At 30.3% G+C, this 12,644-nt stretch carries 14 protein-coding genes and 1 pseudogene; 4 read left to right on the top strand and 11 right to left on the bottom strand.

Annotated elements, in window-relative coordinates; genetic code table 11:
• Positions 1-129 precede the first annotated feature (129 nt).
• From QE177_RS12350 to QE177_RS12340, 3 genes are all read right to left on the bottom strand, one after another.
• A complete protein-coding gene (locus tag QE177_RS12350) occupies positions 130-804 on the bottom strand; it encodes a PipA/GogA/GtgA family type III secretion system effector (RefSeq protein ID WP_280550050.1) in 675 nt (224 codons plus the stop codon).
• Between the two features lie 244 nt (positions 805-1,048).
• The gene (locus QE177_RS12345; protein ID WP_280550047.1) at positions 1,049-1,885 is read right to left on the bottom strand and encodes a hypothetical protein; all 837 of its coding nucleotides are present in this window, start codon (positions 1,883-1,885) and stop codon (positions 1,049-1,051) included.
• Positions 1,886-2,405: 520 nt separating this feature from the next.
• A complete protein-coding gene (locus tag QE177_RS12340) occupies positions 2,406-2,642 on the bottom strand; it encodes a hypothetical protein (protein WP_280550046.1) in 237 nt (78 codons plus the stop codon).
• A gap of 314 nt (positions 2,643-2,956) precedes the next feature.
• Between QE177_RS12340 and QE177_RS12335 the strand changes: the two genes are divergently transcribed.
• Positions 2,957-4,075 carry an LLM class flavin-dependent oxidoreductase gene (locus QE177_RS12335; protein WP_280550045.1) on the top strand — a complete coding sequence of 373 codons (1,119 nt, stop codon included), beginning with the start codon at positions 2,957-2,959 and terminating at the stop codon, positions 4,073-4,075.
• Positions 4,076-4,393: 318 nt separating this feature from the next.
• Complete coding sequence (locus tag QE177_RS12330) at positions 4,394-5,512, top strand: LLM class flavin-dependent oxidoreductase (protein ID WP_280550044.1); 1,119 nt, start codon at positions 4,394-4,396, stop codon at positions 5,510-5,512.
• A 1,379-nt stretch (positions 5,513-6,891) separates the two neighbouring features.
• On the opposite strand, the gene QE177_RS12325 is transcribed toward QE177_RS12330, so the two are convergent.
• Both QE177_RS12325 and QE177_RS12320 read right to left on the bottom strand, forming a co-directional pair.
• On the bottom strand, positions 6,892-7,161 hold the full coding sequence (locus QE177_RS12325) for a hypothetical protein (protein WP_280550043.1): 270 nt from the start codon (positions 7,159-7,161) through the stop codon (positions 6,892-6,894).
• A gap of 255 nt (positions 7,162-7,416) precedes the next feature.
• Entirely contained in the window at positions 7,417-7,677 is a 261-nt protein-coding gene (locus QE177_RS12320; RefSeq protein WP_280550042.1) for a hypothetical protein, read from the bottom strand.
• A gap of 402 nt (positions 7,678-8,079) precedes the next feature.
• On the opposite strand from QE177_RS12320, the gene QE177_RS12315 reads away from it, so the two are divergent.
• Positions 8,080-8,289, top strand: coding sequence for a hypothetical protein (locus QE177_RS12315; protein WP_280550040.1), 210 nt, complete (start codon positions 8,080-8,082; stop codon positions 8,287-8,289).
• A gap of 71 nt (positions 8,290-8,360) precedes the next feature.
• Here the strand turns inward: QE177_RS12315 and QE177_RS12310 are convergent, their stop codons facing one another.
• Positions 8,361-9,098, bottom strand: coding sequence for an alpha/beta hydrolase (locus QE177_RS12310; RefSeq protein ID WP_280550039.1), 738 nt, complete (start codon positions 9,096-9,098; stop codon positions 8,361-8,363).
• Positions 9,099-9,995: 897 nt separating this feature from the next.
• Between QE177_RS12310 and QE177_RS12305 the strand changes: the two genes are divergently transcribed.
• A complete protein-coding gene (locus tag QE177_RS12305) occupies positions 9,996-10,205 on the top strand; it encodes a hypothetical protein (protein WP_280550038.1) in 210 nt (69 codons plus the stop codon).
• Between the two features lie 146 nt (positions 10,206-10,351).
• Here QE177_RS12305 and QE177_RS12300 read toward each other — a convergent pair whose 3' ends face one another.
• The 5 genes and pseudogenes from QE177_RS12300 to QE177_RS12280 all read right to left on the bottom strand — a co-directional run.
• Positions 10,352-10,600: a pyocin activator PrtN family protein gene (locus QE177_RS12300; protein ID WP_280550037.1), complete on the bottom strand. Its 249-nt coding sequence runs from the start codon at positions 10,598-10,600 to the stop codon at positions 10,352-10,354.
• Between the two features lie 17 nt (positions 10,601-10,617).
• A complete protein-coding gene (locus QE177_RS12295; RefSeq protein WP_280550036.1) occupies positions 10,618-11,184 on the bottom strand; it encodes a 3'-5' exonuclease in 567 nt (188 codons plus the stop codon).
• A complete protein-coding gene (locus QE177_RS12290) occupies positions 11,185-11,433 on the bottom strand; it encodes a hypothetical protein (protein ID WP_280550035.1) in 249 nt (82 codons plus the stop codon). It lies immediately after the preceding gene.
• Positions 11,434-11,445: 12 nt separating this feature from the next.
• Positions 11,446-11,706: a hypothetical protein gene (locus tag QE177_RS12285; protein ID WP_280550034.1), complete on the bottom strand. Its 261-nt coding sequence runs from the start codon at positions 11,704-11,706 to the stop codon at positions 11,446-11,448.
• Positions 11,707-12,068: 362 nt separating this feature from the next.
• Positions 12,069-12,578: pseudogene (locus QE177_RS12280) on the bottom strand (hypothetical protein); the annotation flags it as partial.
• Positions 12,579-12,644 lie beyond the last annotated feature (66 nt).

Genomic DNA, 12,644 nt, shown 5'->3' with positions numbered 1-12,644 from the left:
GAAATTATTTTGATCTGACAGAAATATTAATTGGTTATGTAATATCTGTCAGATCGAATTTAATTTCTTAAAGCGAAAAAAGCTAACATAAAGATATACTCAAATTTATTAATGTTAACCTGCATTATATTAATACTTAAACCTGGCAGGTTCTTTATTACCCATTTCTTTAAGAATAATGTTGGTATATTCTACAACCGCACCTCTGTCATGATTATTATCCTCGTCAGGAAGCATTGTTAACGCATGAACGATTTCGTGCATAAATGCACGGATTAAACTAAACAGGGCATAATTACCATTTTCAAGTTGGTAATCCTCATTAAATCGCGAACAATTTGCAGGATCAGTAGTAAGGGATATAATTTTTTTACCATTTTCAGCTTTTATCTCTTCTGCAGTAACGGTGGTGCTAAAGGCATCTTGAGTTGATAGATACCATTTGTCCCCATTGCAAAGATTGGTATCATAAGCATAATTAAATAATCGCCGAAAAGTTAGACTTTTGTTATAGGCTGTGGTCATGATAGTGGATAGTTCTTTGTGGCATAACTGGTATTGGTTTTCATCTGATTCTGATTCAATTTTTTTATTAGATAAAAATAGTGATGTTACCTGCTCCGATGCATGTAGTTTATCGCTATTGGTTGCAATCTTGTCATGTGACTTTCTTGTTGGGGATGGATCCGTTGATTGTATTTTTAAATCGGGATATTTATCAGCTAAATCTTCATCGTTATTATTAGATGGTTGAGTATATAGTGGAGAATAGGATATTTTATTATTAAAATCAATTGGCAACATATTTAAAATTAACTCTCTAACGACAATTATGGTTATTTCTGTTTATTATAATTCTATTAAGATTATTTTTTTTATGCTAATAAATTTCAATTTTTATTATAGTTTCGCAGGGTTCATAAAAAAATAACGCGTAATAATCAATAAACAGAGAGCTTATTTTTAAAGCTCTCTGTTTGTTTAATAAACTATAAATTGATCGCAAATTTATTGGATGTTCTTTACTGAAATAATTTTTGCTAATTAATCAAATATAGCATGAGTGTACTTCTTTTATGGGCTTAGTATCATATCCTACATGCTGAATATAAATTGTGGTTATGTTATTTTTAGTTAATTTTTTCTTTAACTTATTAAAAAAATTATTTTTAGATTTAATCGGTGGTTCAATAACTTTAAAATAATTACCAGGTAGTGCGATAATTTCTTTTAACCCATTAAAGTCTTTTTTGTTAAATTTATTATTTTTGTCCTGAACAAGAAGAGTATAAGCAGCAAAATCAATCTTACCAACGCGAAATTGTAGTTCTTCGCCAGCTTTATTAGCGATTGTTAATTGAAATATAATTTTCTTATCGTTTTGGCTACCATTTTGCATAGCGAAGTATTGTGCAACATTTCTGTTTGAAGAAAAAAAAGCAAATGCATAATTTTGTAGGTAACCGGTATCTTGTATTTTTTGAAATTCGGCGCCGGGTATAGATAACCCTCTATATAATACAGACGCTGTTGTTGGGGTAAATTTGTCCATTTGTGTGGCGACAATACGAATTTCATTTTTAGCAATCGCTTCTTGTTGTTGCCAACCATTATTTTTCGCCTGTTCAGGGTAGAATGATGTGTTGCGTAAGGTACCACTAAGACCATCTGGTGATTGAAATAATATTCTAATATTTTCTTGGTTGTAAGTACCGATTGAAATATCTTTTTTTACTTGTCTATCCATTCGCCTATCAATCGAACTTTCAATAATAGGTTTTTCTTCTGATACAAAGTACTTAGGTAGAATAGGGGCTTGCTCATTAGGATCTTTCAATGTTGCTGGGTTATTTTTAACTATGTTAAATGAATTTAGTCTATCCATTATTTCTCCTGTGTTAGTATGTCACTTATGGTGGCTCCGTAGAGGTGATAGTGCAATGCTGAAGTAACAGATTTCTTGGTAAAAGTAAGGTTAGTTTTGTAGTTTATGCTATTGGTATAATTTATTACTAACAGAAAAATAAATTATGCAATCGACAATTTTCTTGTCTGCGTAATAACTAGTATTAAATTTTTCCGTCTGATTTATCTATTTTTCCATTTAATCATTAAAAAGTGATTTGATAATTAGGTAGGAAAAGATGAAATAGATTTTATTTACTGTGACTAACAAAGTAATTCAATAATACTTAATTTGGAAAATTTATAAGTAAAAATAGTATGTGATTAAGCTATGGATATTAATAGTATTACTACTTCATATAAAATATACTAATTTTTGTTTGCTAGTGTTTTTATCAGCAAATTTAGTAAAGTTACATTATATATTTTTCTGATAATTAGGATATAAGGAAATAAACTTCTTTATATCCTTCGAATGAGTAATATTAGAGAAAATAGTTTTATTGTATAGTTTCCTCCCAGTTCTGTTCAATACTATTTTCATCGGTATTAGAGCTTTTGACCAGAATTGTTTGATTATTTTCTGTTAGGTAGCATTTGGTATAATCGATATCAACCGAACAGGGTAGACCATTTTCTTTATTTTCCCAATGTTTAATTTCAACTTGAGCTTTAATTGTGTACGAACTAAATATAATAAAAGAAAAAATAGTAAATTTTACAAGTAACTGTTTCATAATTTATCCTTATCATTGTTATAGAAAACGATATCTAATAGTAGACCATTTTTAACTAAATTAATAATATAATTATCTTGTAAATAAAATAATAATTTTTGATAAGGTTACGGAGTAAAATAAAGAAAAATGAGTGATAACTAGTTTCAAAATAACATATTTACTATAATGTTAAAATTATTTAGTAGATTATATCATTTTTAGCATAAGAAATTATATAAGATATATAAGATATATAAGATTTAATTTTTTACGAATATCGTATCATAAACACTGACTATTAATATATCTTTCTTATTAAAAAGGATTTTATTATGCAGAATAACACTAATCCTATGTTTAATAATAATAAATTTAAATTGGGTATTTTTTCTATTAATTGCTCTGGTGGCTTAGCCATGACAACAGTAAAAGAAAGTTGGCTAAATTCCTGGGAAAATAATCTTAAAATAGCTCAACTTGCTGATAAAGCAGGTATAGAGTTTTTATTACCTGTTGCTCGATGGTTAGGTTATGAAAAAGGATCATCTTTTCATGCTAATGTATTAGAGCCAACAGTATTGGCTTCTGCGTTATTGGCATCGACAAACAATATTGCCATATTTACTACAGTACACACTTCTTTTCATCATCCTGTGGTTGTTGCAAAGCAGCTAACAACAATAGATCATATTGGTCATGGTCGGGCAGGTTTAAATGTGGTATGCGGTTGGAATACCATTGAATATGAAGCACTTGGGGTAAAATTCTGGCAACAACATGAAGAGCGTTATCGCTATAGTCGCGAATGGTTCGATATAATTAAAAATTTGTGGTGGCGAAAAGAACCATTTGACTGGCATGGTCAATTTTTTACATTAAAGGACATTTATAGTTTTCCATTACCATTACAAAAAAAAATACCAATATTAAATGCAGCAGGTTCTAATGAAGGCAAGCATTTTGCTATTTGTAATGCGGATTATTTATTTACTTCGATGATGAATATGGAGCATTTACAAAAAAATATTACGGAATTAAAAGAACAAGCAAAGTTACAAAATAGAAAGACTCCTCTTGGTTTATTGACATTCTGTTATGTGGTTTGCCGTCAAACGCGTAAAGAAGCCGAAGAATATTTGCGCTATTACTCACAAGAAAAGGCAGATTGGCAAGCCGTTGATAAAATTATTAATTTAGCATTTAATAATACGCACTCATTCCCAAAAGAGCAATTGTTTTCAGTTCGAAATCGTTTTTCTGCCGGCTATGGTGGTTATCCGTTGGTAGGTTCACCTGACGATATTAGTAGCAATATCGTAGCGCTTTATAATGCTGGATTGTCTGGTGCAGCATTATCTTTTGTTAATTATCTGGACGAGTTTCCTTATTTTAGAGATGAAGTTTTACCACGTTTAGAAAAACAAGGATTAAGAGAAAGTTATAAATATTAATATAATAGAGTAATCACGGACTTTAGTCCTCTGCTCTTATATTGACCAGATATTTGCAATCATTAGGTTCATTAATACTCTATGAAATTTTACTAAATTTATTTTTATTCTTATTATGTTGTCTAAATAAAATAATTATTAATATTAAAATATAATAAAGATATTAAAATCAATTTATCTAACTTTAAAATATAAATAATAAATAAAAAGATATTAATTTAAAAATGAAAGGGTTAATAGATAATATTCTATTATTCATCATTTAATGATAATTTTATATTTTTTTTAGTATTTTATAACTATAGGAAAATAATATATATGACAGAGTTTTCTAATCGATTAGATAACAAAAATAAATTTAAACTGGGTCTTTTTGCAATAAATTGTGCTAGTGGTTTGGCGGTGACAAAAGTCAACGAACGTTGGCGTAATTCATGGGAAAATAACCTTAAAATAGCCCAACTTGCTGATGAGGCCGGGCTTGAATATTTATTACCATTAGGTCGCTGGATGGGATATGATGGAGAAACGCATTTTCATAGTAATGTTTTAGAATCAATAAGTTGGGCTTCTGCATTATTAGCTGCTACGCGGCGAATCGGGGTAATTTCCACTATCCATACTTCTTTGCATAATCCTGTTATTCTAGCAAAGCAGTTAGCGACGATGGATCATATAGGTGGTGGTCGTGTTGGGTTAAATATGGTATGTGGCTGGAATAGACAGGAATATGAAGCATTAGGTGGAGAGTTATTTTTTAGTCATCAAGATCGTTATCATCACGCTCAGGAATGGCTTGATATAATAAGAAAATTATGGCAAACCGAGACCCCTTTTGATTGGAATAGTAAATTTTTTAAATTTAAAAAGGTATATAGCGTTCCATTGCCACTACAAAAGAATATTCCTATTTTTAATGGAGCAGGTTCTACCCTTGGTAAAGATTTTGCTATTCGAAACGTAGATTATTTATTTATGTTAACATTAGATTTAAATCAATTGCGACAAGATATTATATCAATAAAAAAACAAGAAAAATTACAAAAGAGAAAAAAACCGCTTAATTTTATATCTTATTCCTATGTTGTTTGTCGGCCAACGTATAAAGAAGCAGAAGAGTATCTTCATTATTATTCACAGGAAAATGCAGATTGGGAAGCGGTAGATCATATTATTAAATTATTGGCAAACAATTCGAAAGTTGTTCCAATAGAAGAATTTAATTTGTATCGTTCTAAATTTCCAGCCGGTCATGGGGGTTATCCTTTGGTCGGGACACCGGATGACATCGTCAATGGAATAGAACAACTCTACAATGCGGGTTTATCAGGTACAGCTTTAACATTTGTTAATTATCTCGATGAGTTTCCTTATTTTAAAGATGAAGTACTGCCACGTATAGAAAAATGTGGATTAAGAGAACATTTGGCTTTGTAATGGAAAAATTTTTTATCTAAAATAGATATCATTTGTATCAAAAAATTAATAAATTTTTAATTCTTTATTTTATATTTCTTTAATTAATAACTGCGTATTTTTTTACTTTTTAGCTTTAAATTGTTTTTAATAAATGCTGGTGCACATCATTGATATGATTAATGCTACCAGCAAAGTATTATTTAAACATTGACAAGTGTATCTTGCCAGTTTTTACTATCTAAAGTAATTCTTGCTATAGGATGCGGAGTATATTCTTGTGACGGCAGCCAAGTATTATACTTATCATCTATTACTGGTTTAAAGATATATCCATAAATAAAACCATCTAGGTCAGTAGCCAAATAATTAATATCTGCATTAACAACTAATTCGACATCAAAGTAATTAACCTGCTTCGTCTCTTGTTCACATATTTCAATTTACTTCATTGTAATTCTCCTTAGATATATTATGCATAGTGTTTTATAAAATTTTTATTTTGGCTAAATAGGTTGTTTTATATCTACCTTTATTGAACAGTAACTCTTTTTTATTATCAATATCACATTTATATATTATTTTTTTTGTTAGTTTTTTTTGTAAAGTTTGAATTTTTTAACATAAAAAATAATCCATTTACTCAGTTTGATTTTGTAATGTTATTACATCATTCATACCAATGAATATGATATTGACTCCATAATTTTTTAATTATATAAATCTTCTATTATTATTATATTCTATATTTATTAAAAGTTATTTTATAAGTTAATTTTTGAAAAAAATTATGATAAATATAATTTAATTTTTTAATAAATAATAGAAACTATCTTAGCTAAACAATAAAATTGCTATGATTTTTATGTTTGTCTGTTTACTTTTATTCTATGTAAACTTAACATTATTATTAATAATAATTAACCAATTCTATATGTTATTATAAAAGGATACTAGCGGGTTTTTCTTATTTACTATTTTATCATTGATTTAAACTAACTTTTTTCTACTGCTATAACACTTGGCCGATTAATTGTCATAGTTTGTCAGAGATATTAATGTTTTTATACTTTATATCCTAGTTATTCTTACAATAGTTTCCTTCGTGATTAGTGCAGCTAAACGCGCAATTAGTACTGTTTAAATTGCAATCTAGTAACAAACACGCCTTTTTACTTTCAACCATCTTATCACCATTTAGAAATACATTCATTTAGCTGGGTACATGAATGTTTTCACCTTTAAAGTTGATCTTAAAACCTCATCCCTTTAGCGCATGTCATTTGCATAGTTGCCTGTATCGCTTGCCGTGGCTTTGATGAAACAATCGAAATATTAGTAGCTTACAGCGCTCAGGGATGAGTTTCTCTATCCTTTTAAAGGCTAAAACAGATATATCTTTAGTCAGATTTTTTTGTTTTTTCAGGATGGGGATATACTTCTTTTTTATCGCCATTGAAACATCTAGGGCCTTTGGTAGGATCTTCCCAGCAAATATCAACGGCATTTTTTTCATTTGGCCTATTAATAAACGAGGATGATACTCTGATATATTCTCCGTTACCCTTTGGAATAAGAATAGTGTTTTTTAGTGAGGAATCTTTTGCTATAGCTATAAAACTAAATCCTAGAACAGCAGTAATAGAAAGGAGCTTACATAATGGTTTCATAATTTATCCTCCAACAATAAATGAAAATCACAATTAGCAACATACAATAAATTAACATCTAATGAACATTCTTTAATAAATGAATTAAAATTAAATCAATAACATTTCTAGTGAATCCATAATGGATGAGGTAAAATTCATAGGATTAATGGCTAGCTACGAGCACAATTATCTTTGGTTCAGAGGCTAGCTTAACACCGTAGAAATATGGTATTTGCATCTATATAACAGTCAAAAAGATTTAACAATTGAAAATTAATTTGCTTGGCTGATGGCTTTATCCTCTGCGCCATTTATCATACCATCTAAAATTTTTAAACGATTATTTACTGCTTCACTTCTTTGGAGTTCGCAATTCTCTATTAACCAATCAATTTTGGCTTTTTCTTCTGCAGGCGATAAATTATCCACCTTCGTGTCGTAGCACTCTGCTGGTTTATTGCCAGCATTAGCCTCAGAAATTAAGTTGAACGCTAAGATCAAAATGTTAGCAAATAGATAACATAATAATTTCATAAATTATTCTCCAAAGTTAAATGCAACTTGGAATATATTAGTTCATTATTTTAACATTTCAATAACATTGACGAGAAAATAATTTCAAGTTAATTATTGGTATTTGTAAAAGGGGATGAAAGTAACATGTAAAATGATGGTTTCTGTCTATTTGCTTAGCGCATTAGCTATTTAATTACAACTAGTTATTTTTAAACATTATTTTCAATATAGTAGAAAAAAACTAAGCTATCTTGTTATATCAATATTTTTAAATAGAAAATTAATCTAATAAATTTTAGTGTTTTTTACGAGCTTCGGAACAATCTTATATGATGTAAAGTTATTGTTAAATTTATTATTTGCATTTTATAATGAAATTTTCCTGTAATTACAATTGTAACTCTAATTTAAGGGGCAAATATGTTAAAAATTAAATTATTTATTTTATTTTCGTTTGTTTTTATCAATATGCCAGTTTTTGCTGATCCTCCTCAAAATAAACTACCTACTGGTAGAGACTGTACTGCGCTTCTATCGTCTGATACTAGATCACAAATAAATCCTAATGTAGATTTGGGCTTATGTGATCCATTCAATGCACGTAAATCGAACTTACCTCATAAAGTTTAATTTTACTTACTTTATTACAATCATTGTAAATAATACATATTTTATTATATGTATTATTTTTAGTTTTATTTTCAATAAATAAAAAAATTAAGGTCTACTGGCGTGAATAATACATTTAGCAAGTTTTTGTGGATTATTAAATAATACCTCATGGCTACCAGGTAATGTAGTAAAACGATAAAAATTAAGACGGTTACTAAATTTAGGATCCAACCATATTCACCCACAGGCAGAGCATTGTCTGTTGAGGCGTATATTATGCTACGAGGAATAGTTAAAGATTCAAATGTTTTCAACGGAACTTTATTGTATTGGCTGGCAGCGCAACTTGGGGTTAAAAAATTATCATAAACCTGTTTTGCTTTTTCTAATTCTGCATCACCAATAAATAATTCTCTAAAAATATCAAAAGGTAAGATTATTTTTTTATCAATTGTAATTTTTTGCCAAATCTTATGATAGCTAGGAGGAAGTGTATCGAAAAGCGATTCTCCATCACGTAAAATAAATGCATTATGAAAAACCAAACGTTTTATACGGGGTGCTTCTATTTCCGCTAGGCGTTGAACAATAGTGCCACCAAAACTGTGACCTAACACAACAAGATCTTTCAAATCATGTTGCCTTACATATTCAACGATAGAATCGACACAATCAGCATGGCTGGTACTAAAATCTGCCTGTAAACCATGGCCTGCGATGGTTGGAGTATGAACATCTAAACCTTGATTACGTAATATTTTGGCAACATCATCCCAAGCACGTCCATCATGCCAGGAACCATGTATTAAAAGATAAGTATATTGCATAATATATTGATCTTATAGTTAAAGTTGAATGTAATTAATAATTTTTGATTCAAAAATTATATTTTCTTTTCCATATAGAGATAAGCAATACAGCATTAGCATGATGTTATAGCAGAATACCCTGCTTTAAAATTAACAATTTGTTAGCGATAAGTTTATTTTATATCTTGGTGTCATGTCCTTGCTTGATTGCAGCATTTTCCTTTATCCTGTTGTTGTACTCGTTTGCTGGTTTCAGCACTGATAGCAAATGACTTTTCTAAGTCAATGCCTATATAAAGAAGCTAGCTTTTTGTTTATTCTGCTTTAGCCGTTAAATTTTAATTTCCGATCTATTTGAAGTTATTGCCAGTGCTTAACGGTATGAGATAGAACCATCTAGAGTTTGACGTTACGCTAGGTATAAGAGAGTCATTTGATAGCAATCTTCATTAAATGGTTGTTACTAACCAGGAATATTATTTAGAAGCAATAAAAAACCATATCAAAACAGCGAAAAATGCACGATAACACAACTAACCCAAAATTAACGCCAGGCAACGAATTAACCGCATCTACCGGCAATATTAACCACCACCGTTTTAGCGTGGCACTGATGCTTGATAGGATCAGTGATTAATAAAAATCAAGTAGTTACGAATTTGTGGTGTGCTATTGGTGTGCTGATGTGTGAAATTATTTTAAATATGATTCCTAAAAAATATTTTCTTTATATTTTAAAGAGTAATGGAATTTTTTATTTTAACTATATAAAAATAATGAATTCAATAATTTTTAATTATTCTATATGTGAATGCCAGAAAATTCTCATATATTGTAAATTAATTGTTAATTTGATTGCTGGTGTTTTATAGTTGTAGCTTCTCTAGATTGCTAAAGTAATTTTAAGGAGCGGCTATGTTTAAAGCTAGATTATTGATTCTACTTTCTTTTATTTTTATCAATACGCAAAGTTTTGCTGATGTTCCTAAAGAGAAAATACCTAATGGTGCTGACTGTGCAGCAGCTCTTTCACCCAACACTGTATCAAAAGCTAATCCTCTTGTAGATTTAAGTTTATGTGATCCAAGCAATGCACGTAAAGCAGGCTTGCCCGGACCTTATTGATTTTGATTTAATTAATAACGCCTTGAAATCCAGATACTATTATGATTTTTTTATCTGGATTTTATAAATTATATTTATAAAACATTTTTATCTTTAATAGGAAGAAAACCATAAAATATATGAAATAAAACGGACAAAAAATGAAGTTATTTTAAATGAATAAATTGCTTTCTCGCATCCTTCCTACTTTTATCTATCCATTCTGCTAAATCTCGTATATCGACCATTCTAGGAGCTTTCTGGCTGTTATCTCTATAAGTTGGAAAAGGTAAGTCACCTAGACTTGCTTTCTTGTCGGCATAAGCAGGTGAGAGGTTAAGAAACTTTTCAGCGACAACACTTAGAGGGATTTGTGAACTTTCATATTCGGCCATTAATAAGAATAGGGTATTCATTGTTACTTTCCTGACTTCTATGGAATAGCTTTAATTAAATGCTGGTGGATAGCTGATACATAGTTAACTTGATGAAGTGCATCATCGAGTGCGTCATGCGCAACACCGGCAAAAGGAAAATCATTTTTAGGATCAATGCCTGCCTGTCGTCCAAGTTCAACTATCGTTCTAACATCGCGATCGTGACGAAAATGCCAGAATGGTTTTATGTCACAATTGTCAAAAGCGGTCCTCAAAATGACATTATCAAAACAACAACCATTACCCCATATCTGGACTTGATCGCTACATTCCTGCATAACAAAGTGATTTAGCTTGATGAGTACATCCGGTAATGATTTGGTTTGAGCTTGCGTTATCTTATTGCGCGCATTATCAGGCTGAGATAACCACCAGAGAACGGTATTGCCACTAATATGGCGATCAAATAAATCCTGATTACGCAAATCAATGATTTCATAAAACAGACTTTCACAAACTTCACCCGTTGAAGGCTCAAAGGGAACAGCAGCGATAGCAATAATCGCTGCATTAGATTGTGTGCTCATGGTTTCCAGATCGAGCATAAGATGTTTGAATTTCACTTATACCTCGACCAACGTTTGTTTCCAGTCTTTATCGCCAAGATCAACTTTTGCAACAGGATGTGGCACATATCCACCTTTCGATCCCCATACCTTTGGTACACGAGAATATTCGGGTTTAAAAACATAGCCATAAACAAAACCATCATCGTCAGTAGCTAAAAAATTAATGTCAGCATCAACCGTTAATTCAATGCCAAAATAATTGACCTGTTTTGTTTCTTTTTTACATTTTTCAATTAATTTCATGTTTGGCTCTCCTTAAACATACCAGGTTAAATATCTTTTTTTGGTATCTTCATCTTTTATAACTGCTATTCTTTTGCCGCCATTTTCTATTAATTTGCCATTTCCTCCTTCTATATCAAATTCATATATAAAGCCTTTGTTGGTTAATTTCTTTTTTGCTAATTTAATGACTTTAATTAATTCACCTCTATAAAGGGCGAACATGCCTTTTTCTAAACAGTGAACAGTTGTTTGATGATATTTAAATTTATTATCAATATAATGCCGGCTCATAACTTGTCCCCCATTATTTAATTATATAAATCCTCCACTCAGAGTTAATTCCATGTGTATTTAAAAGTTATTTTTAATAATTATTTAATTGGTTTTTTATTTATTTATATATTTATTGTTTTTATTTTAATTCCTTGCTCAGTTAATTTTTTTGTATTTCATACAATAATGCGATAAATAGAATTAATTGTTTTGACAAACCCATCAGACTGATAGGTTGGATAATTTATAACAGGAGATGTATTTATAAATCCACCGTCCCAAAATCTTTCTTTTCTATCATTATAAATTTTTCCATATACTCCATTTGGGGAGATATCAATAATCTTAATTTCAGCATCACAGTTAATTTCTTTACCCATCAATTCCTTGTATCTCTCAATGAATAGGTATTTTGCTTTTGTTGGTGACACAAAGCTTATGGTTATAAGATTTGTTTCCGGTATTCCTTCCAAGATTGGCCATTTATTATCGCGATCCAAAGCAAAGAACTGACGTTCAGTGGCGAGCATGACCAGATCGGCATAATTAACCACTTCGCTCATTTCAGCAGGCAGATTAAATTTTTCACGAATAACGCCATCAATGCGATTTTCAATTTTTTTATATTCAGGCAGTAGTGTTTTAAGGGGTAGGTAAGTCTTTGCAGTAAGCTTCTGTGGCATCGTGTAACAGCGCTTCAAGGGCATATTCCGTGGCACTAGATAACTAACATAAACCGCATGCTGGGCAACGGAATAAAAATGCGGGATTTGACCAGCAAAGCGACATTCATTAGAGAGACCCTGAGCGATATCCCCAAGAGCAATGTCTTCTTCAGTCACATCGATATAATTAAATCGCCGGTTAGTATAAGTTGCGATATAAGCCATTATTAATAACCCTCATCATAATTTGCATAAATTTTAATCATTATTTAATCATGTTGTGTTATATTG

Source organism: Arsenophonus sp. aPb (assembly GCF_029873475.1).
In the GTDB taxonomy this organism is placed as follows: domain Bacteria; phylum Pseudomonadota; class Gammaproteobacteria; order Enterobacterales; family Enterobacteriaceae; genus Arsenophonus.
The sequence above is the reverse complement of the archived record's forward strand: the minus strand, read 5'-3'. Positions and strand labels throughout refer to the sequence as shown.

Bases quoted from the DNA above. Each gene is read 5' to 3' on its own strand.
- QE177_RS12320 (WP_280550042.1), bottom strand. From the start codon at position 7,677: ATGAAATTATTATGTTATCTATTTGCTAACATTTTGATCTTAGCGTTC.
- QE177_RS12300 (WP_280550037.1), bottom strand. From the start codon at position 10,600: ATGAATACCCTATTCTTATTAATGGCCGAATATGAAAGTTCACAAATC.
- QE177_RS12345 (WP_280550047.1), bottom strand. From the start codon at position 1,885: ATGGATAGACTAAATTCATTTAACATAGTTAAAAATAACCCAGCAACA.
- QE177_RS12350 (WP_280550050.1), bottom strand. From the start codon at position 804: ATGTTGCCAATTGATTTTAATAATAAAATATCCTATTCTCCACTATAT.
- QE177_RS12290 (WP_280550035.1), bottom strand. From the start codon at position 11,433: ATGAAATTAATTGAAAAATGTAAAAAAGAAACAAAACAGGTCAATTAT.
- QE177_RS12305 (WP_280550038.1), top strand. From the start codon at position 9,996: ATGTTTAAAGCTAGATTATTGATTCTACTTTCTTTTATTTTTATCAAT.
- QE177_RS12335 (WP_280550045.1), top strand. From the start codon at position 2,957: ATGCAGAATAACACTAATCCTATGTTTAATAATAATAAATTTAAATTG.
- QE177_RS12285 (WP_280550034.1), bottom strand. From the start codon at position 11,706: ATGAGCCGGCATTATATTGATAATAAATTTAAATATCATCAAACAACT.
- QE177_RS12325 (WP_280550043.1), bottom strand. From the start codon at position 7,161: ATGAAACCATTATGTAAGCTCCTTTCTATTACTGCTGTTCTAGGATTT.
- QE177_RS12315 (WP_280550040.1), top strand. From the start codon at position 8,080: ATGTTAAAAATTAAATTATTTATTTTATTTTCGTTTGTTTTTATCAAT.
- QE177_RS12310 (WP_280550039.1), bottom strand. From the start codon at position 9,098: ATGCAATATACTTATCTTTTAATACATGGTTCCTGGCATGATGGACGT.
- QE177_RS12340 (WP_280550046.1), bottom strand. From the start codon at position 2,642: ATGAAACAGTTACTTGTAAAATTTACTATTTTTTCTTTTATTATATTT.
- QE177_RS12330 (WP_280550044.1), top strand. From the start codon at position 4,394: ATGACAGAGTTTTCTAATCGATTAGATAACAAAAATAAATTTAAACTG.